Consider the following 24,922-nt stretch of genomic DNA (forward strand, 5'->3'; position numbering starts at 1 on the left):
CAAATTTGCTGATTTCCTGGGAAGTGTCAGAATGTTAAGTGTAAACTTTCATCAGTCACGCACTTATGCCGAAAGCAACCTGGAACGGCGCAACTTTAGCCGAAAGCGATAATACTGTAGTTGTGGAAGGTAATCATTATTTCCCTCCCGACGCAATTAACAAGCAGTATTTTCAAGACAGCAGCACTCACACAACTTGTCCCTGGAAAGGTTTAGCTAGTTACTACAGCATCGAAGTTGATGGACAAGTCAACAAAGACGCTGCTTGGTATTATCCCAGCGCCAAGGAAAAAGCGAAAAATATTGAAGGGTATATCGCTTTCTGGAAAGGCGTAAAAGTCGAAGCTTAATTTGATACGCTTCCGGCTTATTTGCTGAAACTTTTGATTAACCGAGTTTTAGTAAATAAGCCTCTTTTTCCTGCTTTTACTCAACACTCAGCGAGAATCTCTTGATAAAACTCTTTAGTTAGATTATTTCAGATTATTTCAGTTTCCGGCTCAACAAGCTCAAAATTCACTTTGTTATATAAATCTTGTAGAGAAATCTCCAAGGGTACAGATGCAAAGGCGATCGCATTATCTTCCTCATCATACTCACGCAGGTTCCATTGTTTTTTCCCAATCTTAGAAAACTGCTCTAAATGCACCCGATATTGGTCTATTAACAGATATTCTTGAAACGTGGGAATTGTGCGATACGCCGCAAACTTATCCTCATAATCGTAATTTCTAGTGGATTTTGACAGCACCTCCACAATAATTTGCGGATTAGTAATAATATCTTGGCGATTGTTAAAAAATTCCGGTTCACCTGCGATAATCATCACATCTGGGTATGTATAAATCCGTTTTTGTGCTATCCACAGACGGACATCACTCACAAAAACTTCGTAATTTTGCTGTCTAAATGCAAAATTTAACGCAGAACCAAGGTTAAGTAAGATTTGAGCATGATTAACGGTTCCACCCGCCATTGGAATTATTTGTCCATCAATATATTCACTTTTATATTCAGCCGCTTCCTCTAGCTGTAAATATTCCTCTGGGGTATAGTATTGCTGTTGTGTAACCTGCATAGCTTTTACCCATATCTATTCAACAGTGTAACTTGGTTATCTCACAAAAAAGGTGCGTTCCGCGATCGCCTGAACACACCTCAAAACTCTGCGTTACTCCGCGCCTACCTCTGCGTTTAAATCTTAATATCCAAAACCCTTACCAAAAAAGCCCACTTATCCGCAGCTTCCTCAATTATCTTGGTTGTTGGTTTACCCGCACCATGTCCCGCCTTTGTCTCAATTCTAATTAACACAGGCGCATCACCTTGATGGGCTGCTTGCAAAGCCGCCGCAAATTTGAAACTATGGGCAGGTACAACGCGATCGTCATGATCTGCGGTAGTAATTAAAGTGGCGGGATAAGCTGTCTTTGCTTTGAGATTATGCAACGGTGAATAAGCATAAAGAGTTTTGAACTCTTCCGCATTATCTGGCGAACCGTATTCGGCAGTCCAAGCCCAGCCGATAGTAAACTTGTGAAAGCGCAACATATCCATCACGCCGACTGCTGGTAAGGCCGCACCAAATAAATCAGGACGCTGTGTCATACAAGCACCCACCAATAAACCGCCGTTACTACCACCTGCGATCGCTAGTTTGCCAGTTTTTGTATACTTATTGGCAATTAACCACTCAGCCGCCGCAATAAAATCATCAAACACATTTTGTTTTTTCTCTTTCATCCCTGCTTGATGCCATTCTTCGCCATATTCACCACCACCGCGCAGATTTGGCATAGCATAAACACCACCCATCTCCATCCACACCAAGTTACTCACAGAAAAAGTCGGAGTTAGAGAGATATTAAACCCACCATAAGCATAGAGATAAGTCGGGTTATTACCATCTAACTTAATGCCTTTTTTGTGAGTAATAAACATCGGCATCTTTGTGCCATCTTTGCTGTGATAAAATACCTGCTTTGTTTCGTAATCATCAGGATTAAAGTCTACCTTTGGTTGACGAAAAAGTTCACTTTTGCCTGTTAATAAGTTGTAGCGATAAATTGCGCCTGGAGTAGTAAAACTAGTGAAACTATAAAAAGTTTCCGTATCATGACGTTTACCACCAAAGCCGCCGACTGAACCAACTCCGGGTAATTCTACCTCGCGCACCAATGCACCTTTTAAGTCAAAAATTTTGATTTGCGATCGCGCATCTTGCAAATAATCAGCAACAAACTGATTATTGAGAATATTGACACTTTCTAAAGTTGCTTCACTTTGCCGAATAATTTCTTGCCATGCTGATTTGTCTGGTTTTTTAACATCAATGGCAATTACTCTACCCCGTGGGGCATTTAAATCGGTGCGGAAATAAAAGATACTATCATCATGGTCAATAAAACTATAATCTGCCTCAAACTCGTTAATGAGTTCAACAACTTCAGCTTGGGGATTAGTTAAGTCTTTATAAAAAACTAAATTCCTAGAGTCAGTTCCCAACCACACAGAAATAATTAAATATTGTCCATCTTCTGTAACACCACCACCAAATCCCCATTCTTTTTGGTCAGGACGTTGATAAATTAAAATGTCTTCCGATTGGGGTGTACCCAATTTATGGTAATAAAGCTTTTGATAATAGTTGACATCTTCTAACTGAGTTTTAGAGTTTGGCTCATTGTAACGACTATAAAAAAAGCCTTGATTATCATTCGTCCAAGATGCACCAGAAAATTTAATCCACTGCAAATGGTCTGCTAAATCTTTACCTGTTTCGACATTGCGGACTTTCCACTCTTGCCAATCAGAACCAGAATTTGAAAGACCATAAGCTAAAAGTTTACCATCATTACTAATAGATAAACCTGATAAAGCAACAGTGCCATCAGCAGAAAGTTTATTGGGGTCAAGTAAAACTTGTGGTTCAGAGTCGAGAGTTTTTAATGTATATAATATGCTTTGATTTTGCAGTCCATCGTTTTTGAAATAAAAATAGCGATCGCTGGAACCGTCTCCTAAAGATTCGCCTTCCTTAAATGGGATACCATACTTTTCATAATCCCAAAGTTTAGTTAAGCGTTGTTTAATTTTGTCACGAGCAGGAATTTCACCTAAAAAGCCAAAAGTAATTTTATTTTGAGCCGCAATCCAGGCTTTCGTTTCTTCAGAATCGGGATTCTCTAACCAACGATAAGGGTCTGCAACCAACGTTCCGTGATAATCATCTACTTGTTCGCTTTTTTGGGTAGTTGGATAAGTGATCTGTTTTGCTGTTGACATAGTTGGGGATACAATTCTTCTCTGTACATGGTAATCAGATTTCTCCAGCTTGTGGTGGCTGGCTAAAGCTACAGGTACAATTCCAAGATGTACACTCCAGTAAAATAGCAAAACTGTGGTGAAAAATATTGCAAAAAATTGTACGCTATTGGCAAGCAATTTCATCATAGAAATAGTAGATTCACAACAAGGCTACATCTAGTTAAAACAATATGACTTATACTTCACCCAGGCTACTTACCTATTTAACTTTAAGTAGCCCAATCACCTGAAATTAGAGTAATAGAAAATTTCACCTTTATGTATTCGCTCACTCAAAAAATAGAGTATCGTCTCAATAGGTTAGCTGGTCGGATTATGCTGAAAGCCCGAAAAGTTACTAAACCAAAGTCTGTCAATATTTTGGGTATTCAACTGCCGATTCCCCCCAATATCAGTCGAGGCCCATTAGAAGCTCTCTATGCTGGTTATTATGAGGCTTCAGAGCTAAAAATTATGAAAACTACATTAGATATACATGATCGTGTGATGGAATTAGGAACAGGCTTAGGGTTACTTGCAAGCTACTGCGCTCGCAAATTAGGCTCGGAGAAAGTATTTACCTATGAAGCTAATCCAGCATTAGAATCGTTAATTCGGCAGACTTTTGCTTTAAATAATGTCAATCCTCATTTAAATATTTGTTTATTAGGTGAAACTTCAGGAGAGCAAAATTTTTATGTTGGTAAAAGTTTTTGGTCTTCTTCCATTATTCAACGTAAGTCTGATGATCAAGTGATTAAGGTTCCTGTAATTCCCTTTAATCAGGAGATTCAAAGAATTGATCCTACTTTTTTAATTATTGATATTGAGGGAGGTGAATATGAATTATTTCAATATGCAAACTTACACAACGTAAAGAAAATTTGTATCGAAATTCATTCAGCTATTATGGGAGTCGAAAAGACAGAATTTGTACAGCAAAAATTAGCTGCACAAGGGTTTCGTCTTGATCGTACAAAACAGTATGTTAATGAATTATTCTTTTATCGCTAACCACTACTGCTGACTAGCTTCTCACCCTTCAACATCCTTACAGCAGCTTCAAGTAAGGCTTCTTCCAGATAGGGCTTAGTGAAGTAACCACTAGCACCAAGCTGAATCGCCATTTGTCTGTGTTTGTCTGCACCGCGCGAGGTAAGCATAGCGATAGGTAAGTGATTCAAACTCGAATCTTTTTGAATGCGTGATAGTAACTCCAGTCCATCGCAACGGGGCATTTCAATATCGCAGAATACAATATCGCAAGGTAGCCCGGAGCGCAGTTTGTCCCAAGCTTCTTGACCATCACGCGCTTGTTCAACGCGATAGCCTGCTTTATTAAAGGTCAAAGATAACAATTCTCTAACTGTAATTGAGTCATCAACAATCAGCACAGTGGGATCAATTTTCTCAGCCTGAACTTCAATAACATTAGGTGGATTTTTTTGTTGCCAAAGAGTACCACCGCTATGTTTAGACATCCGTCCTTGGAAGATATCGATAATTTCCAACACGTCAGCAATTGGCATAATCCGACCATCCCCCAGCACTGTAGCACCAGCTACACCGATGGGTTTAGGCGCTGGCCCTTCAAATTGCTTAATTACAATTTCTTGTTCGCTGAGTACTAAGTCAATTTGTAAAGCAATTAAAGTATTGCCCGATCGCACCACCACCACAGAAACTGTATCATCATCCCTCGTACCACCGTAAACGTTACCGCGACTCAACAGGCGATTGAAGGATAATAAATCTTTGAGGGGTCGGAATGGCAGAACTGTATCACGCCAAGAAATAAATGATTGTCCATCAGCATTATGTTGAATATTTTTAGCGGGGATATCTAAAGTATCTTCCACTCCATCCATTGGGAAGGCAATTCGGGCTTTATCGGAGACGCAGCAGAGGGCTTTACAAATACTTAAGGTGAGTGGTAGACGAATAGTAAATGTTGTGCCTTTACCAATTGCCGAATCTGTATTGACAGCCCCGCGAATTTCACTAATCTCGGAACGCACTACATCCATCCCGACACCACGACCAGAAATTTCATCGGCTTTATCTTTGATACTAAACCCAGGTTGGAACAGCAAATCATAAACTTCCATTCGGGAGATTGTCCTGGCTTGTTCTTTGGTAATCATCCCGACTTTAACGGCCTTAACTTTGACTTTTTCTGGGTCGATACCTGCACCGTCATCACCCACAGAAATGACTGTTTGGTTTCCTTGGTGGAAGGCGCGGATGGTAATTTCGCCCACAGGTGGTTTACCCCCAGCTTGACGTTCTTCTGGGGTTTCGATTCCATGTGCGATCGCATTATTCAACATGTGCGTCAAAGGATCGGTGAGATGATCTAAAATCATCTTGTCAATTAAGGTATCGCTACCTTCAATCACCAACTCTACTTGTTTACCGCATTTAATCGCGTTATCCCGCACACCGCGCCGCAAGCGGTCAATCGCCTGGGAAAATGGCACCATGCGAGCGCGGGTTAAACCTTCTTGCAATTGAGTTGTGACTTGACGGAATTGTCTCGCTACACGTTCCGTTTCTTCGGTCACAAAGTCGATGTCACTCGCTGACTCCCGCACTCGCACAATCAATTCAATCATTTCTTGAGATAATGTGTGGAACGGAGTAAACCGATCCATTTCTAGTTCGCTAAAACCCCTGTCTGTATCGGGTTCTGCCGAGAAAATTGGCGTTTCTTTTTTGGTACGACTGGCTAGTAGAGAAGCTTCTAAAAGCGATCGCTCATATAATTCTTGCATTCTCGCGCCCACATCTGACAGCTGTTGCACTTGAATTAGCAAGTTATCTAATGATTGTCTTAGTCGTTCATGATCCTGCTCTAAGGTGTTGCGGTTGACGACCAATTCTCCGACTAAATTGCTCATATCGTCCAGTTGTTTGACTGGCACTTTCATTGTTTCTTCAAATCTGGCGTTCCGCCGATTTGTTGGACGAGGAGCTTTATTATTGTTGGATTTGATTGGTGATGTGTGAGCAATTGTGTTATCTGCTTCCGCCAGTAGTTTTTCTAAATCACTAAATTCATCTTCGATTTGTGGTAATGCAGGCGTTTCACTAACAGAGTGATTACTGGCTGTGGTGGGAGATTCTGAGATGTAATTATGGTGAATTGTGGACTGGGGAGAGATTTCATCATGGTTATCTCCACCTAACAAAGCCTCCAATGCTGCAAAATCTTCCGAAGCGATCGCACCAGCATCACTTGATAGTTCTTCACCTAATAATGCTTCTAAATCAGCAAAGTCATTTTCGTCTTCAGATATTATGTTTGTTTCTTCTGTGGATGATTCTGTAAATTTAAAACTAATATTTTCTGCTTCAGTAATTGGTGTATCTGATGATGTATCACTTATTTCTAATAATAATTCTGGAGATTCTGCTGTTTCTCTTAAGATATCAACAGCAAAAGTCTGATTAATATTTTCATAAACTTCTAGTTTTAATCCTGATTCTTCAGTACCAGATGAGATATCATCTGTATCTGCTGTTGAAAATAAATCAAAATCATCGCTAATTATTGGTTCGGAATCATCAGATTTTTCATAATTATTTACAACTAATAAATCATCGAGTAAATTTTCAAAATTTGGGAGTTGGGAAAACTCAATAATTTCTGTATCTGCAAGTAACTGATCTAAATCTGTATTTGGTTGGCTGATGTCTGTGGCTAATAACTCATCTAGTAAACTCAAGTCTACATCTTCATTGACTACGGGTTCATTCACATCTCCATGAGTTTCAGATGTTTCTGGAAGACTAATATCTCCAAACAAATCAAAAACTGGATTATCGGAACTTTCTAGCTGAATATACGTGCCATGAATTTTTGGCTCTAAATCAGCTAAAACTATTGGCTCATCTTGGGCAAATTCTAAATCTAGATCATCAAAAAGATTTAGTTCTAGTTCCCCAAAAGCTTGAGCATCTACCGCAGAAGCTTCGGGCGACTGGTAAGTAAATTCAGGAGTAAAATCTAATGCCTCTGGTTCTTGGGAAAAATTGCGAATTTCTGGTGAAGAAAAATTGCGGTCAAGGAAAACAGGAGCTTTTAAGTCCCCAAATAAATCATCTTCACTATCTGAAGCAAAATCTACGTCAGGCTGGAGGAAAGTTAGCTCAAAATTATCTCGATAATCTTCTATATTCGAGGAACCAGCATCCTGCATATCCCCAAAAATTTCCCCAGAAGCAGCCGCTGCAAATAAACTTTCTTCTAAAGCTTTAGTAACATCTTCTTCTAAGATATTATCAAATTCTGACTGCAATTCTGCGTCTGCGGGAGAATCCCAGAAGTTACTCAAATCATCTTCTGTCTGCGCCAATTTTTTTGTTGCAGGTAGACTATCAAATAAATCCCCAATTCCTGAATTTTCTGTGGGTATCAGGATATTTTCTTCACCTTCAGCAAATAAACTGTCTAAAGACAAAGAGTTGGGTTCAGAAATTGACACCTGAAGTTCTGTATTGCCAAAATCATTGACTTCTGAAAGAGTTTTTTCCGAATTGTCGAGAAATAATTCATCTAAAATGCTTTGTTGGGAAGCAGATAATCCAGTACTCGGAATCGCCTCAGTTGTCGGTTGAGCTACTTCGCTCACCGTTGGTAATTGATGATCATCTAGGTTCAGCGCTAACAGGTCATCTACATCTTGGTTATTGCCGTTAGCCGAAGATAATTGAGGTACATTCGTAATTTCTGGTTCTGAATGCTCTTTTTCTAAGAAATTATCCCCAAATAACAGTCCCAAATCTTCTGTAGTGCTGAGATTGACATTTGGCTCATCAGTACGTAGATCTTCATCCAGAGACAGAAAATCTGCCAAATCACTATCATTATCTTCTTTATTATCTTCGGTAATATCTATTCCCAAGTGACTGACAGCAGTAATATCTAGAATTTCTTCTTGTTGCCAAGTTTCATCTAATTCTGGCGTTTCCCCTTCAAATAAATCGGCTAAAGTATTTAATTCTGCTAATCCTACCTCTGGCCCGTGATGGTCAATTTGACCAATCATAAGTGAACCATCTTCTTCATCACTAAACAGAGAATTAGCTACATTTTCACTCGGATGATTAATGGCGATCGCACTATCTTGATTCAATTGATCATTAATATCCGTTAAGCTAATCACACTATCTGCTGGTTGTACACTAGCAATGAGAGAAACTTCCTCATTAGTTTTGGTGAATTTGACAGCTTGGTTTTCTATCTCCGTAACTGGTTCATTGTCAAATAAATCAAATTCCAGTTCGGGAAAACTTAGGAGTGCTTCTAATTGCTGACTAATTGTAATCTCAGCATCTCTATCTTGAAGCACTAATTCCTGAGCTTGTTTAATTTCAGTAATAACAATTTTAGCTAGGGTAAGATAAGTATTTTCACTATTACAGATCGCATTTGCGGCGGCTTGACATAAACTAGACCAGTTCGGCAAATTCCATCTTTGTCCCAGTTTTTCCAACTGGTGACAACATTGCTGAAGATTTTGTCGTGATTCTGCTGTCGCTTGTTGTTTAAACAGTTGCAACATTTGTCGTAGAGCTTGCAGCACCTGATGTTGAAACTCGCTCCAAGTATTTTCTTGGGCGGCAACTGATGTAGATACTACTGGAGATGAAACTTGAGTGTCTTCTGCTGGTATAGAAGTATCCGTCCGCCAAAAAATGTCTGTGAGTGAACTCACGCTTTCTGTTTGCGGCGGTTGTATGACCGTATAACTATCATCTGCTATGCCGTTGTGACTGTTTTTTACTAATGAGTCTAGATGATCAATGAGCCATTTAAATACAGGTTCAGCTTCCGACATCAAAGTGTTAGCGGCTTCTTCTGAAAGTCCGTAGGGGCCGCTTAAATGTTCTAATAATGCTTTGAGAGTATCCGCCACACCCAGAAACAATGACTCTAACTTTTCATCAATCCGAACTGGATGCTCTTTGAGGACTTTAAAGCAATCTTCTAGACGATGAGCCGTGTGCTGAATACTAGTTAGACCTAGCATAGCCGCGCCACCTTTGATGGAGTGGGCTGCCCGAAAAACTTCATTGATCATTTCCGGGTCTTTCAAAGTACCTTGAAGATCCAACAACCCCTGCTCAATGGTGTTCAGGTGGTCTCGTGCTTCTTCGATAAAATAACCCAAAATCCGCTGTTGTTGTTCCGGCAGCATAGTCACAAGTTAAAAGGTAAATGTTAAAAGGTAAAAGAAAAGGCAAGGGTAAATTGAAAGGTAAAAGACAAAGCACAAAAGTAGACATTTCTTTTTACTTTTGCCCTTCGGGTTCGCCATTTGCTTTATGCCGGGAAACCCGTCCACCGCAATGGCTCACTTTTTACTTTTGCCTTTTTACTTTGATTCGAGGGTATCCACGCGGAAACGCTCAACGGAGGCGATTAAGTCACGGGACACACCCACTAAGTTTTGGAGTGCGCCAGAGACTCGCTGTGCTTCTTGGGAGGTTTCTTGGGCTGTGAGTTCTACTGATTGCATAACTTGAGCAACAGCACGTGAGGTTTCTGTCTGTTCTACTGTGTCGCTGGTAATTGAGCGCACCAGAATATCAATGCGATTGGCTACTTGAATAATATTTTCGAGCGATCGCTTGGCTTCTTCAGCAAGTTTTGTCCCTTTAATTACCTGTTGTGTGCCTTCTTCCATTGCGGTCATAACTGAGCCGGTTTCACTTTGGATTTGCATCACAATCTGTTCAATTTCCTTTAAGGATTTGGCAGATTTGTCGGCTAACTGGCGCACTTCATCCGCAACAATCGCAAACCCCCTTCCCGCCTCTCCCGCCCGCGCCGCCTCAATACTGGCGTTGAGTGCAAGTAAGTTGGTACGAGAAGCAATTTGGGAAATTAACGCCACAATCTTAGAGATTTCTTGGGAAGATTCTGCCAAGCGTTTGACTTTGCGGGTAGTTTCCGCCACAGTTTCCCGAATTTCTAAAATCCCAGCTACGGTATTTTCTACAGCTTCCCCACCTTTGAGCGCAATGCTACTAGCATCACGGGCAACGGTTTCAGCTTCCCGCGCAGCTTCTGCCACCCGCTGAATCGAGTCAGTCATCACTTGCACAGAATTTAAAGTGACAGCTAACTCTTCAGCTTGGCGCAAAGCATCACTTGATAAGGCTCTGGCAAAGGTTTCAGAATTTGTCGCCCCTTTGGTTACTTCCCGTGCAGCTACTTTTACCTGTTGGACGATATCCCGCAAGTTTTGAATTGTCAGGTTAAAGGCATCAGCAACGGCTCCGAGTACGTCTGCTGTCACCTCAGCTTGCACTGTCAAATCACCTCTAGCTGCCCCTTCTACGTCGTCTAACAAGCGAATTACTTGCCTTTGCAGGTTTTCTTTGGCTTCTTCTTGTTCATCGGCTTTGCGTTGGGCTTCATTGGTAGTGGTAAAAATTACCCGCGCCATTTCGTTAAAGCCAGTAGCTAATAGCCCTAATTCATCCTCAGAATATACGGTGGCTTGGACATTAAGATTGCCTTGGCGGACAGCATCAAACTGATTTTGCAAATCCTTTGTTGTGCGGCGAATTTGCTTGAGGGTGAGATTGCCCATAAAAGCAGCTGTCGCAAATCCCGAAATACCGGCAGCGAGAGACATAGCCCAGCCAGTGTTGCGGATGGATTCGCGCTGCTGCGGTTGAGAAAAGGAAGTCGCCCCAAAGCTCACAACGGCGACAACCATTGCCGAGAAAATCCCCACAGTCCCAGCTACCAAAAAAGGCTTCATATCTAAAGAAGCGTTTTCCAGTGGTGCTAACCAGCCTTGCTCAACACTGGCAACCGGTTCTAGCTTTGAGACATCGGTTTGGGTAAATATGGGGACGGATTCTTGAGAACCAGTAATGGTAAAGAGTTCTTCATCGCGATCGCTACTGCCATTATTCGCGGTAGCTTCAGTAAATTTACTACGAGGACTACTATGAGCTTCGAGTGGCCCAGACAGTGCCACATCACCAAAGCTCACATCTGAGTCTGCTAAATCAAATCCAGGAATATTACCGAGGTCGTCAAATTCATCAAAATCATCTAAAAATTCGATATTACTTTTAGAATTTTCACCACTGAGCATACTGTTAGTATCTTCATCAGTTTTGAATTCATCTGAGCCAAAGGCAGACTCAAAGGCTTCAAAATCAAAATTATCATCACCATCAAAAGAGTTGGTGTCTAAAGTTGTGCCAGCTTTTAAAGGAGAGTTTTGCAAAGAAAAATCATCATTGACAGATGAGTTAGTAGTTTCAGAATTATCAGGAAATTCTATTTTTTCTAACCAATTACTTGGTTTAGCCGCGAATACATTATCTTGATTTGTTTTTGCATCCACATTCGAGATATTTTCTGGCGATTTTGGTGAATTTTTCTCCAGAATATCCATTTTAAAGTCCAAATTTGCTATGTTTGGCTCTGGATACTGTTCTGTTAATAAGGCTTTAGATGAAGTATCTAAAATATTACTCGCTAATAAATCAACTGGTGCAAAAGGAGAATCAACACTATTGCTATCAAAAGTTGAACTTTCTTGACCCGAATTTGTCCCACTATTAAAGGGGTTATTTGTGATTCCTGAGTCATCTAAATTGACTACTGAGATGTCTTCTTGCCAAAAAGCTGGTAAATCTAAGGCGATTTCTTCCTCTGGATTGCTATGCAGATCAGAACTATTTTCATCTTGATGAACGGCAAAAGGATCAGCCATTAAAGATGGAGATTCTTCAACCGATTTGTTCATAACAATGCTGTCTGTAGGAACATCAAATGGGTTTAAAGATGACTGAGATTCTTCAAAACTGCTTAAATCAAAGCTTTGGCTATCTAAGTTAGCAAATGCTCCTAAATCTTGTAAGTCTGCTGTATCCAGTTCTGAGGAATCAGCGATACTTGCAAAATTTATTGACTGATCAATTTCCAGCGGGATGGCTTCTTCTAGAGGCTGTAAATATTGATGGATATTCTCCAGACCATTTTTGGCAAAACTGATAATTTCTGGTTCATCAGTCAATTGCAATACTTGTTGATATTCTGCTTTTGCAACATCATACTGTTGCAAAACGTAATAGACATGACCCCTCAACAAATGGCAGTTGGGGTCATCTGGTACCTTTTCTACTACCTGATCGACTAAGGTAGCAGCGAATTCATAGTCTTGTTCTGCGTAGGCTGTACAAGCCTGCTGATATGTTTCTAGATAATCATCTATTGTTGCTGCCATTTGCTCCCTCCCAATATCATCCTGCCCACCTTGCACTCCGCACAATCGCCGTTTGATCAAGCAATCTTAGACACTGGTTGTTTTTAGCACCTAATAACCACTCACCACGCAAAAAGGGAGCCATCGTATCTGGTAGATTTGTTGGTGGCATCAGATGTTGTACATCTAGCCAATCCATACCGCCGACTTCTTCCACTGCTAAACCGACTATTGTTTCCTGCTCCTCGATCGCAATTACGGGAATTTCTGCTCTATCCGTATTTAGCGCCGTTCCTTCGCCAAGAAATTGACCTAAATCAGCTACCCAAATTACTCGACCTCGTAAATTTAGAGTACCCAAAAGTAAAGGAGAAGCATTCGGAATCGGGGTGATTCTATCAGGACTTAATTCCAAGACTTCTCGGATACCAGTAGCTGGTAGGGCAAACTCCTGATGCGAGGGAATATAAAAACGTAAATGTAACTCACCTTCAGGACTTTCTACTTGTAATTCAGGCCGAAAGTGGTCTTGGCCACTACCACTCAAAAAGTCAGGTTTGCTGACCATGTTATTTTCATCCTTATCCTCGCAGGAGTTGTTTGACTGTTCCTACCAACTCCGTCGGCTGAAACGGTTTGGCTATATAAGCATCCGCACCCTGTTTCATCCCCCAGTAGCGGTCGAATTCTTCACCTTTAGAAGAACACATGACTACTGGGACATTTTGGGTTTTTGGGTCAGATTTTAACCGACGGCAAACTTCGTAGCCGTTCATCCGTGGCATGACAATATCCAATACCACCAAGTCTGGAGGAGCGCTCTGAATGGCCTCCAACGCTTCTACTCCGTCACTGGCGTATGTGACTGTTAAACCAGTGGCTTTCAGGAGGTCAATAATCATCTCCCTTTGTGCGAGACTGTCTTCCACAATCAGAACTGTACTCATAAATGCCTATCTACCTCCTGATGTAGACGTTCCTCTTTGGAACATTCCCTGACTCCCCGTTAAAATTACTTGTATAAATTTATGCTATTATTTCACTAATTGACTAGATAATAATTGGGCATGGGGTTGGTTGATTCTGTGATAACATTTTTTACCCGATCTTTTATGGAATCAACAAGTCTTCTATTTCTTTGGTGTTCCCATAAAAGACTTGTAATTAACATATTTCTCGACAAGCATAAGTAATTCGGAATCATCAAATGGTTTGGTTAAATAATCTGTTGCCCCAACCATCCTGGCTCTGACTCGATCAATAAAGCCATCTTTACCAGTCAGCATAATAATCGGTACTAAGCGAAATGCGGTAGAATGCCGCAACATATTGCAAATCTCATAACCATCGAGTTCAGGCATGGCAATGTCGCACAAAATTAAATCTGGTCGTAGTTGAAATAGCAAACCGAGTGCTTCTAAGGGTTGATTCAGCGCGATCGCTTCATAACCATGTAACTTTAAAATCGACTCAACAGCCTCACAAATCGTGGTTGTATCATCAATACAAACTATCCGTGGGCGATGGTTTTCTCCTCCTCCCAACATTGGTACTACTGTCTGGGAATTAGTTGTGGCTGAATCTACTAGTTGCAACCAACCTTGTAGCACATAAGGATATATGGCCTTAGCAACTGTCAATAAATCTCGGTTAAGATAACGCGACAGTTGACGGAGAGATGTTTTGCCATCAGCCCAATGCTGTAGCTTATTTACTGTTGCTTCTGGTAGCGAGGAACGTAATTCTGCTGTATCAGCTAACACTGGTAATTGTTCGGGAGATTGAATTTGCGGATATAGGCGCTTCCATTCTTGGACTTGTTGAGTAATTCTGGTAACTAGAGGCGCAATTTCTAAACTAGTTAATTGTGGTGCGAGGGCTGCTCCTTGACGAAAAATGAAACTCCCTTGGTGTAAACTCAACAAATCAAACAATGTTTCTTGCACTAAGCGGTGAATAATACTATGAGCTATTTTGGGACTGATGATATTTTTTTCTAAAAGTGTCCACAAATAGCCATACTCTGGGACATTTTGAGTAGCTATTGAAGTATGTTGCCTTTGCTCAAGCTCTGTTTCGACTCGATAATGACGCAAATAATCTTCAATCCGCGACAAATTACTATCACCAGCTTGGCAATAGATGACTTGACCATTGAGAAAAAAGACAAACCAAGATTGTTTTCTGCTATTTTTGCTATGGCGATGCCTGAGAGTCTCATCTTGGCTGAGATTATCTTGCTTGTGAAAGCCAGCTTCTACTAAAAGTTGTCCAGTTCTCTGGCCTAAAGCAATCAATTGCAAAATACTCCGAATATCAATTTCATTTAAATTTCCCTGCATTTAGCTCAACGCGACTCCTTGTTACATTCTTGACTTAAGTTTGCTCAGTAATTTTTTTCCATATTTCTCATAAAGTAAAGTAAATTATTACCTCCACACTTTCGCCATCTTATTTCTCCAACAACTAATGTCTATCAGGGGATACATTTAGCTATAAACCGTAAATTTTCGTAATACAGCTTGATAAAGTTAGTGATAACACGGAAGTCATGATCACTATCACCAGTACAGAATATAAAGGCGCGACTCAATCGCTTATACAAATATTTAGGCGTAAAATTTTATGCCCACAGGTAGTTCTGTCTGTATTTTTTTCCTACACCACGGTGAAATTAAGACGAACTCACAGAATTATCTCAGATATATATCTCAAAACACGGACATTAAGTACGCAAAAGGACGAATGGTGTGCTGTATTTAGCAGAAGTACAAAAGCAGAAGGGCGGCTTACTTAGTGGTGGTTCTAAAACCGAACTGAAACTGCTCGCTTGTCAGCGAACCGACCAGAACTGGAGTACTGTGTCGGAAGAGGTGATCACTGCTGAAGAAGCCAGCAAATTAAATGACGGTGCATTAGTGCTAGTGGAACTGAATCCGAATCGCCAAGTGCAGCGGATTCAAGAAGCCGGACGGCCATTAGTCAACATCTTGCAAAATTTTTCTCGTCAGCTAGAAAAATTTAAACTGAAGGAAGATGAAATTGATCAATGGAAGCAGTCGCTAACATTTCAGGCGCAAGAAATGAATCGCCGGGAAATGGAGATGGAAGCACGCTTAGAACAGCTGCAACAAATGGAAGATGATTGTCAACGCCTAGACGAGCAAAAACAGGAAGTTGACTCATCCCGCGAAGAAATTGAACAGTTGCAAGCGGAAATTGAGCGTAACCGCCAAGAACTAGAAGGTGCTTGGGAGCATTTGCGCGGTGAACAACGGCGTTTAGAAGAGCGACAAGCAGAGGTAAAACAAGGTAATGTTTTAGATGAAGAGCAAAGTCGGGTGATGAGCGAGTTATTGAATCGCTTATCTAGTCGTGTTGCGCCAACGGAAACAGTCAGGGAACATTTGCATTTAGCTTTTGAATTAATCGAACAGCAGCAAGCAACTTTAAATCCCTACTGGGAAAAGTTAGAGCAGCAAAAAACTTTAGCAGCACAGCAACAAGAAGAAGTTGAGCGTCTTACACAAAATTTAAGCGATCGCCAAAATGAATGGCAACAAGCACATAATTTTATAGAACAGCAAACTACTCAATTAAAAATTAATCAGGCAACTATTACTAGTAAGCAAGAATCTGCTCGACTTGTCAAGGAACAATTACAATATCAAGACGATTTATATCAAAAAATAAATTACTTATCTGCCAGTTCTGGTGATATTTCTAGAAATAAAGTTGATGTAGAAGCATTGGAAAAAATGCCTTTAGATGAACTACAAAAAATAGTTCAAGACCTCATTAAAAAATTAGAAATAGACTCTAGCTTTGTCCAAGAACAAGAGCAGGAACTGCAATATAAGCAAGTAGACATAGAAGAATTACAAAAAAAACTTAGTCAAGCCTCTGACCAAGACCATATCAATTTGGAAATGGAACTGGCGGATGAAAAAGACCATTACCAAATGCTCAACAAAACTTTAGAAGGTCAACGCCGTAGTTTGTTGCAGCGTGATAAGGCTCTGAGGCAGCATCAAAATATATTACTCCGAAGACAAGGACAACCTGTTTCTAATATAGAAGAAGAAAGTACAGTTGATTTTGCTCCGATTTTGTTACAAATCGATGGTCAGCGGCAACAACAATCACAGGAATTACAAAAAGTTGAACAAGAAATTGAGCAGATGCGATCTGCAATTGAATTAGATCAAGGTATGATTGACAACCAAGCTCATGATTTGGAAAGTAAGCAACAAGAAATTAAAACTCTAGAAGCAAGTTTACAGTCTTTGCAAACAGCAACTGCTGAATGCTGGGTGCGAGTCAATTTATATCAAGAAGCCTTACAACCAATTCAAGATTCTTTGGATGGTTTGCGACAAAAGCTACAAGGAATTAATGATTCTCTAGCGCAAGTGCAAGAAGTTGGTGATTATCAACTGCAAACTATTAGCGAGATGCGTCAGACTCTGCAAAATTTGATATCACAGCCAGAGTTAATAGCATCTTAGAAGTATGAAGTGTGAAAAATATTTTAGACTTTATAATGACTTTTCCTTAATGATAATCCAGTTACCTTGAACTTGAGCGATCGCACCACCAGGAAAGGGATCTGTTTGTGAACGGTTCGGGGCGGTAATTAAGGCGGTTAATTTTTCAATATGTTCAAAATTAGGTGCGTCAGGCAAAATTTCTAGCAATACCTGTCGCATCACACGGCGTTGTAAAGCTAATGGCGCTGGTTGTAATACCTGACGATTTAATTTTAGATGATCCCCACTCCCTATCGTCGCTTTTTCCCGCAACTGCTGAGATGCTTGTTCCAAATACTCAACATCTGCTTGCAAGAGTTCTGCTGTTTGGGCTAAAGCTGATTCTACTTTGGGGTTAAAGTTTGTTTGTAAATAGGGAATTAATTCTTGGCGGATGCGGTTGCGTGCGTACTTCACATTTTGATTGGTAGAATCTTCCCAAATAGGTAATTGAAAATCTTGGCAAAATTGCCCTGTTTTTTGACGAGTGATTGCTAAAAGTGGGCGCACTAAGGTAATTTTTTCAGATAAAGGACGTTCCCAAGTTAAAGCTTGTAAACCATCAGCACCAGTACCACGCATTAAATTGTAAAGCAGAGTTTCGGCGCGATCGCTGGCTGTATGTCCAGTAACGATATATTGATAATTATATTTTTGGGCGATCGCATTTAAAGCTTGATATCGCCAATTCCGCGCCGTACCTTCACTATTTATGGGTTCTTTAGCAGTTTCTAAATAAAAATTTACACCCCAATTTTTAGCCAAATTTGCTACATGATGAGCGTTAGCTTGGGAATCATCACGCCAGCAATGATCGCAATGAGCAATACCTAAATACCATGACCACTTTGATTGTAAATCTAAGAGTAATTTAATTAAGCATAGAGAATCTTGCCCGCCAGAAACAGCCACTAACAGGCGTTCATGATGTAGAAATAAATGACGTGATTTAATGGTGCGATGAATTTTGGCGTGTAAGGGAGTCCATACCATTTTGAATTATTAACCGCAGATGAATGCAGACGGACGCAGATAATTGATTATTTGATCCGCGTGCATCCGCGTAAATCTGCGGTTTTAAAACATAGTAAATATTCACAAAATATCAAATATAATTTAACCCCTCTTTATAAGTAAAGAGGGGTTAAAGCTATTAAAAAAACCAACCGTAAGAATGTAAACCTTTTCCTAAAAGATTCACTCCGAGATAACAAATCCAGACGACAACAAACCCACTTGCAGCTAAAATTGCGGGGCGACGACCTTGCCAACCGCGAGTAATTCTAGCGTGGAGGTAAGCTGCAAAAACTAACCAAGTAATTAATGCCCATGTTTCTTTAGGATCCCAACTCCAGTAAGAACCCCAAGCTTCGTTTGCCCAAACACCACCAGCAATAATCCCGATGGTCAGCAGGGGAAATCCTAACCCAATGATGCGATAACTGATATTGTCTAAGGTATCAGCCAGACTGAGCAGTTGGGGCGAAAGAACTGCGGTGGTTGCTGCGGTTCCTGATTGGGTTGCTGTTACCAAATTCATCACAGCGGTGTTGCCGTTATTAGTATTGCTTTCAAAACGACGAGCAGAACCGTTATCTTCACCGACAGGTGTTGCTGATTGAGTTACTAGTTCACCTGCTTTGTGTAAGCGATAACCATTAGTGCGGTAGCCACCAGTGCCTACCGAACTACCTTGTAGTTCGATATTTTGGCCGCGTGTCACCACCAGAAAAGCGATCGCTAATATTGAACCTACCATTAAAGCAGAGTAGCTCAACATCATGACGCTGACGTGCATCATCAACCAGTTAGATTTCAATGCAGGGACTAATGGCTCTGCTGATTGCATGGTTGATGGTAAGGTGAGAGCCGCAAAGGCAGTGATTCCCATTGCTACGGGTGTAGTAAAAACTCCCACCAAGCGGCTACGGGTACCATTTTCCGCAATTAAATGGACTGCTGTAATCCCCCAAGTCAAAAAAAACAGCGACTCGTACAAGTTACTTAGCGGGAAATAACCTGCCTCTATCCATCTTGCGCCTAAAAGGGTAGCAATGCACAAATTGGCGATCGCCATTCCTGCTGTCCCTAAAGCACCAAGTGCTGGGAGATTTGGAAAAGCTGCTCCTACCCAATAAACTAGCATGGTAAGAAATAACACGGCAAATGCGGCGTTGTCTAGCCAGTTCTGGAGTACAACCAGATTCATACAGTATTCTCCACCGTTATTGTTTAAAGTTGCGATTCTAACTATCCTGATCCTAACTTGAGTTTAATTAGAGACTCAGGGTAGATAGAATAAATTAATGTGTGTGGTACTGCTAAACTGACGTAACTAATATCATGGACAGGATTTACTTTGAACTACTAATGTTGGGACTAGATGCTGGATTAGGTAAAGTTGCTGAATTATGAGATTTTTTCAAAGAGAGAAATACATCGTAGCGAGTACTACGACTATCACTCACAGAGGTTGTTGCACCAATGGAACGGGTTGCTTCTAAAAAAGTTTTTTGTTTGGGAAATAAGGTATTGAGAGTAAAGTTATTTACCATTCGTTCTACATCCAGAAAAAATGCCCCATTTGTCGGATTCAGTTCTGTCGGCACAGTATGTTGATAAGCAAGATTACTGGCTAGTGTGCTGTTGGGTTTAGGTACAATTTTATCGGTGATGGGAGCGCCCAATACTAAAAAAGCGATATCCTTATCTAACCACCCGTGGCTGGCTGTTAAAGTACCAAAAGGCCCAATCCAGTTCACAACAGGTTGATTTGCCACTTTCCCTGGTTGAATTTGGAATTGATATTGATTTTTAATTACGTCATCCAGTTTTTGGAGAGATGCTTCAGCTAATTTGCGATCGCTGGCTTTGATCATAAATACCAATCCAGCTTTAAAATCTCCTGGGGTGCCGTTTTTTGCTGTGTTAGGAATGAGTGAAACAGCAAACTCGCCTTTCATCCAACTGAGTAAATCTCGTTCCAAATCAAGATTAGCCAGCGATTTTACGTCACTACGCAGTTGTTCTGGAGATACAGGCGAGAGGGGGTTTCCTTGAGATGTGAGGATGTAATCTCCCCACAACCTTTGTAAGTTACTACCAGATAACATCATCAAGGTTTCTGCTGGCATTCGTTGCTGCATACTGGCTGCTGTGTTGTCAACTGAGAGTAGGCGCTGACTTTGAGGATTCAGCCAGGAAACACCTTTCAAACGTACTCCTTCTGCCTCTAAAGTAATAGTCCCCGCCAAACCTTGGTTATTTTGCAGTTGCGCTAAAACTTGAGCAGGTAATCGCCGATTAGGAGCCGTAGTCGCAATTTTGGCTGCTGTTGGAACGTTGATATAAAACTGAGCAAAAGAATGAGATTCAGAAATTTTTGGGAAATTCTCAGCGAAACTCCCGACTGTTGCTAAAGATGTTTTATTTTTATAGGCATCAATTGCCCGTTCTGTGGCTTTAGGATTATCCGTAATTACTAGGAAGCGTTTAGCTAATAATGTAGCTGAAAGGTTTGTGCCAAATTGCCCTTCGCTTTGTTTAATCGGAATTCCCTGATAGGTGCGGTCAATCCATTTACCTGTTTTCAGCGCTTTGGGCTGTGCCAATATTTTTTGGGCTAACTCTGGGTTTTTTACAGGCAAAACCATAACTAATGACTGCTGAGTGTTAGGAGTAACGCCATCAGTAGCTACAGGCTTAGGGGCAGGCTGAGTAGTTTCGGGAGCTAAAATAGCGAAGGTAACTTCTTCATCTACCCAAGGTTGGATATCTTGCTCAAAGTTAAAACCATTGTTGGTCAAAAAGCGATCGCGCAACTGAATTAAATTTTTATTCAGTTCTGCTTGGGACTCTTTTGTACCAAATTCCTGTAATTTCTGCCATTGTTGGGGATCTGTACTGAGAGAAGCAGCAAACAGAGCATCGCCAGGAATAATATTTGCACCTACTAATAAATTTCCCGAATATAAATGCCCCTGGCTGAACAACCGATAGGCGACTCCGCCACCAATAATTAACAAACCAGTAGCCGAGAGCGTCAGTGCCAGAGACGGTTTCTGTTTTTTCTTCATGGGAACAGACACAATAGGCAGCGCCATTGAAACCAATACCTCATAACTTGCGAACTTTTTACTTGCTTTACCAAGTAAACTTAAGCATTTCCCATTCTTTTGGGCTATTTTTCAACAATTTTCTTTACTTTGAACTTTTACTGACACTTCGGTAATTAACCTTAGCTATTTGGCTGTAAAAGGAGTATTTTTATTGTTAGTTTATCTTTTTAACATGCTTTGTTATATTTCGCAGGCAACTTTCTCATAAAAGTTTTATTTATCGCTTAATTTTCGTGAGAGAAAACCTTGGCGAATTTACGTCGTGATCTGAAAAATCAATGGAATAAGGGAGGGACTGAGGTAAGCAAAACCCTTTCACACATAAGCTCTCACTCTTGATGGTTAATCTTGAGAGACAACTTTTTTACATAAGTTTTTAACTTTATTCTCAGTATTATGACGATATAACTAACTGCAAACAGCTGTAAGTAACCAGTAATTTGTAATTTTTACTACTTATACAACTTAGTTATTATGTATTGAATCTTCAAAGATATAGGGTTAACACCCAACTGAAAAAATTATAGAAAATATAATTAATGATGACTATTTTTACCAAAATTACCAAACCATAAATTTTGGCAATTTATCGATATTTTTGCACTGAAATCATGATTATATGGGCTAGATAGCAGTAAATGAACTATCCAGCCAAAATTTAATTTTTAGATAAATTTAATTTTTTCCCTAACTCAGGTATATTCGATTACCTATTTAATGTGAGGATTTAATGACCGTCGCTGAGGTCAATACCTGGAAGTAATTGAATGGATAATCAGTACTTGGCGATATTTTGGCGATCGCTACTTTATTCTAAACTTTGCCGTTAGTAGAACTTAGCTGCATCGGCCCCAAATATTTGGCTAGATAAGGAGAGAAAACCTCATAAATCAAAGTTAGCGGTTGCCCATGATGCCAAAACAAGTAGTGACGACCCCAAAACGGCCCTTCCACATCAAAGCCAGACTCTAACGCCGCTGAGTCCCCGTAGTAAATACCCCGCACATCTCGATACAACTCTGTGCGGAGACGCGCTAAACTTGCCCAAATTGGCAATGAACGATTTTGCAAATATTCATCTACATGGCTGGCTTCCCACCAAGATGTCGCATAAGCTAACCTCTGCCCCGAAGCAGTCCGTAACCACACCTGTCGTCGCAGTCTTGGCCCTGGTACAGCTTGGATTAAATCGGGTGCATCATCTAAATCTACGCCAATCAACGACATATCAATGACATCTACTTCCGTTGGCTCACCTGTCAGCAATTCTAAATGCCGAGTCGGAGAACCATCGCCCAATAACAGTAGTTGCCAAGTCGGAGCCAATTGTGTGTGTGGCAAACTCTTTTGTATGACTTCCTCGTCTCCTTGCCAAATCGGAGTCAGACGGTGCCAAGCTGATGGCAGTGTGGAGTTGTTTGTCAGAGTAAAAATAGCAGTCAATGTTATTTACAAAAGTTCATCTATCTATATAAAAGCACAAAAAAAGTCAACAGTTCAATGGTCAATAGTTAAGTAATACTTAGCTATTGACCATTGACCATTGACTAAAAAATGCGGATGGCGAGACTCGAACTCGCAAGGCAAAGCCACACGCACCTCAAGCGTGCGCGTATACCAATTCCGCCACATCCGCTAGAGTTAACTGAAGAACCAATATAGCACAACAAAGTGATTATAGTAAGGTAATATCTAAATTTTGCAAAATTTACCAAAAATTTAAGTGAACATATTCACAAATTTCCCGAAGGCGGATATCAGACTAACAGAAATGTAATAGCGCCACAAGTGATATTAAAAGGGGTATGGCTACTTTAAGATGCTCTGCACTAACCCACAGCCTAGTGCGGGAAACTGGCACAGACAAGCAGATGTAATCCTGTTAGTCTGGTTAAGACCTGTAGAGGCTTGACAGTCTTGATTTTTGTAGAATTTCGAAGGGCGTACATCCACTGCTGAGAATGATATTGCAAAAGCTCTGATCTTTAAATTTGCAACTAAGTAAAAGCTTTGTTGCTAATCAGATAAGAGAAAATGTCAATCTACTGGTACTAATATCGAAGCTAGAAAATGAAGTTTGACAAAATATTAATTGCTAATCGAGGAGAAATCGCGCTTCGCATTCTCCGTGCCTGTGAAGAAATGGGAATTGCAACTGTTGCGGTTCACTCAACCGTTGATCGTAACGCTCTCCATGTGCAACTTGCGGATGAAGCAGTTTGCATTGGTGAGCCAGCCAGCGGTAAAAGTTATTTAAATATTCCCAATATCATTGCTGCCGCTTTGACGCGTAATGCTACTGCCATTCATCCAGGGTATGGGTTTTTGGCGGAAAATGCCAAATTTGCAGAAATCTGTGCAGATCATCATATTGCTTTTATTGGCCCAACTCCTGAAGCTATTCGGTTGATGGGGGATAAATCCACAGCCAAAGAAACCATGCAAAAAGCTGGAGTGCCAACAGTACCCGGTAGCGATGGTTTAGTAGAGTCTGAGCAAGAAGGATTAGCACTGGCCAAGGAAATTGGTTATCCCGTCATGATTAAAGCCACTGCTGGCGGTGGTGGACGTGGGATGCGTTTAGTCCGTACTGAAGATGAATTTATCAAACTTTTTCTAGCTGCTCAAGGAGAAGCAGGCGCAGCCTTTGGTAATTCTGGCGTTTATATTGAGAAATTTATTGAACGTCCAAGGCACATTGAATTTCAAATTTTGGCAGATAATTACGGCAATGTGATTCACTTAGGTGAACGGGATTGTTCCATTCAACGCCGCAACCAAAAACTCCTAGAAGAAGCTCCTAGTCCGGCACTTGACTCAGATCTACGGGAGAAAATGGGACATGCTGCTGTCAAAGCTGCCCAGTTTATCAACTTCACGGGAGCAGGCACAATTGAGTTTCTCTTAGATCGGTTTGGGAAGTTCTATTTCATGGAAATGAACACCCGAATTCAAGTAGAGCATCCTGTAACAGAAATGATTACTGGGGTGGATTTAGTGGCTGAACAAATTCGAGTTGCTCAAGGAGAAAGACTGAAACTGACTCAAGAGCAAGTAGTTTTGCGTGGTCATGCTATAGAATGTCGGATCAATGCTGAAGACCCAGACCATGATTTCCGTCCCGCCCCAGGACGTATCAGCGGTTATCTTCCCCCTGGTGGCCCTGGTGTGCGGATTGATTCTCATGTTTACACCGATTACCAAATTCCGCCCTACTATGATTCTTTAATTGGTAAGCTCATCGTTTGGGGGCCAGATCGGGCAACTGCGATTAATCGGATGAAACGCGCATTGCGGGAGTGTGCCATTACCGGACTACCTACAACCATTGGTTTTCATCAAAGAATTATGGAAAACCAACAGTTTTTACAAGGTAATGTTTACACCAATTTTGTCCAGGAAATGAACCTCTAGGGAATTAGGAAGTAGAAGGTAAAGGGAAGGCGTAGAAGGCTGAGAAATATCTTATTTTCAGTTGACTACCTGTCCCTTTCCTGTTCAAGTACTCAGTTTGGTTGAGATTAATCGTAAATCCCGTTAAATACAAAATCCTGGTTAATCAAGGGGAAAATTTAATAATCTTTAACAAGTAAACTCAAACTTTCTCTTAACCTTAAACCAGTACCGTAAATTAACTTAATTAAAATTTGATGTACCTGAAGGGGTGACAAAGCGGCTGAAGCCAAGAAAATAGAGGAGCGTGACCGTTTTGGGGTAAAAAAAGATAGGT

Annotated in this window: 15 protein-coding genes and 1 tRNA gene; 4 read left to right on the top strand and 12 right to left on the bottom strand. The window is 40.8% G+C overall.

Annotated elements, in window-relative coordinates; translation table 11 throughout:
* Window positions 1-65 precede the first annotated feature (65 nt).
* Window positions 66-350, top strand: a complete 285-nt coding sequence (locus NOS7107_RS07940; protein ID WP_015112459.1) for a DUF427 domain-containing protein — start codon at window positions 66-68, stop codon at window positions 348-350.
* Between the two features lie 128 nt (window positions 351-478).
* Here the strand turns inward: NOS7107_RS07940 and NOS7107_RS07945 are convergent, their stop codons facing one another.
* Both NOS7107_RS07945 and NOS7107_RS07950 read right to left on the bottom strand, forming a co-directional pair.
* The gene (locus tag NOS7107_RS07945) at window positions 479-1,078 is read right to left on the bottom strand and encodes a Uma2 family endonuclease (RefSeq protein ID WP_015112460.1); all 600 of its coding nucleotides are present in this window, start codon (window positions 1,076-1,078) and stop codon (window positions 479-481) included.
* Between the two features lie 116 nt (window positions 1,079-1,194).
* Entirely contained in the window at window positions 1,195-3,285 is a 2,091-nt protein-coding gene (locus tag NOS7107_RS07950; RefSeq protein ID WP_044500603.1) for a prolyl oligopeptidase family protein, read from the bottom strand.
* A 300-nt stretch (window positions 3,286-3,585) separates the two neighbouring features.
* Here NOS7107_RS07950 and NOS7107_RS07955 point away from each other — a divergent pair, with 300 nt between their 5' ends.
* The gene (locus tag NOS7107_RS07955) at window positions 3,586-4,320 is read left to right on the top strand and encodes an FkbM family methyltransferase (protein ID WP_015112462.1); all 735 of its coding nucleotides are present in this window, start codon (window positions 3,586-3,588) and stop codon (window positions 4,318-4,320) included.
* Here the strand turns inward: NOS7107_RS07955 and NOS7107_RS07960 are convergent.
* The 5 genes from NOS7107_RS07960 to NOS7107_RS07980 all read right to left on the bottom strand — a co-directional run bounded on the left by NOS7107_RS07960 (window position 4,317) and on the right by NOS7107_RS07980 (window position 14,887).
* Complete coding sequence (locus tag NOS7107_RS07960) at window positions 4,317-9,509, bottom strand: response regulator (RefSeq protein WP_015112463.1); 5,193 nt, start codon at window positions 9,507-9,509, stop codon at window positions 4,317-4,319. The genes NOS7107_RS07955 and NOS7107_RS07960 overlap by 4 nt on opposite strands.
* A 177-nt stretch (window positions 9,510-9,686) precedes the next feature.
* A complete protein-coding gene (locus NOS7107_RS07965; protein WP_015112464.1) occupies window positions 9,687-12,566 on the bottom strand; it encodes a methyl-accepting chemotaxis protein in 2,880 nt (959 codons plus the stop codon).
* A 16-nt stretch (window positions 12,567-12,582) separates the two neighbouring features.
* A complete protein-coding gene (locus tag NOS7107_RS07970; protein ID WP_015112465.1) occupies window positions 12,583-13,113 on the bottom strand; it encodes a chemotaxis protein CheW in 531 nt (176 codons plus the stop codon).
* 13 nt (window positions 13,114-13,126) lie between these two features.
* Entirely contained in the window at window positions 13,127-13,492 is a 366-nt protein-coding gene (locus tag NOS7107_RS07975; protein ID WP_015112466.1) for a response regulator transcription factor, read from the bottom strand.
* A gap of 183 nt (window positions 13,493-13,675) precedes the next feature.
* Window positions 13,676-14,887 carry a response regulator gene (locus tag NOS7107_RS07980; RefSeq protein WP_015112467.1) on the bottom strand — a complete coding sequence of 404 codons (1,212 nt, stop codon included), beginning with the start codon at window positions 14,885-14,887 and terminating at the stop codon, window positions 13,676-13,678.
* Between the two features lie 408 nt (window positions 14,888-15,295).
* On the opposite strand from NOS7107_RS07980, the gene hmpF reads away from it, so the two are divergent.
* Window positions 15,296-17,053, top strand: a complete 1,758-nt coding sequence (hmpF, locus tag NOS7107_RS07985) for a pilus motility taxis protein HmpF (protein ID WP_015112468.1) — start codon at window positions 15,296-15,298, stop codon at window positions 17,051-17,053.
* A 30-nt stretch (window positions 17,054-17,083) separates the two neighbouring features.
* On the opposite strand, the gene tilS is transcribed toward hmpF, so the two are convergent.
* From tilS to NOS7107_RS08010, 5 genes are all read right to left on the bottom strand, one after another.
* Window positions 17,084-18,067, bottom strand: coding sequence for a tRNA lysidine(34) synthetase TilS (tilS, locus tag NOS7107_RS07990; RefSeq protein WP_015112469.1), 984 nt, complete (start codon window positions 18,065-18,067; stop codon window positions 17,084-17,086).
* A gap of 160 nt (window positions 18,068-18,227) precedes the next feature.
* Window positions 18,228-19,283, bottom strand: a complete 1,056-nt coding sequence (ccsB, locus tag NOS7107_RS07995) for a c-type cytochrome biogenesis protein CcsB (protein WP_015112470.1) — start codon at window positions 19,281-19,283, stop codon at window positions 18,228-18,230.
* Between the two features lie 145 nt (window positions 19,284-19,428).
* Window positions 19,429-21,177: a DUF3352 domain-containing protein gene (locus NOS7107_RS08000; protein ID WP_015112471.1), complete on the bottom strand. Its 1,749-nt coding sequence runs from the start codon at window positions 21,175-21,177 to the stop codon at window positions 19,429-19,431.
* A gap of 828 nt (window positions 21,178-22,005) precedes the next feature.
* A complete protein-coding gene (locus tag NOS7107_RS08005; RefSeq protein WP_015112472.1) occupies window positions 22,006-22,635 on the bottom strand; it encodes a chorismate lyase in 630 nt (209 codons plus the stop codon).
* A 112-nt stretch (window positions 22,636-22,747) separates the two neighbouring features.
* Window positions 22,748-22,828 (bottom strand) — tRNA-Leu (locus NOS7107_RS08010).
* A 434-nt stretch (window positions 22,829-23,262) separates the two neighbouring features.
* Here NOS7107_RS08010 and accC point away from each other — a divergent pair.
* A complete protein-coding gene (accC, locus tag NOS7107_RS08015) occupies window positions 23,263-24,606 on the top strand; it encodes an acetyl-CoA carboxylase biotin carboxylase subunit (RefSeq protein WP_015112473.1) in 1,344 nt (447 codons plus the stop codon).
* The last annotated feature ends 316 nt before the right edge of the window (window positions 24,607-24,922 follow it).

It is taken from the genome of Nostoc sp. PCC 7107 (assembly GCF_000316625.1).
Lineage (GTDB): Bacteria > Cyanobacteriota > Cyanobacteriia > Cyanobacteriales > Nostocaceae > Nostoc_B.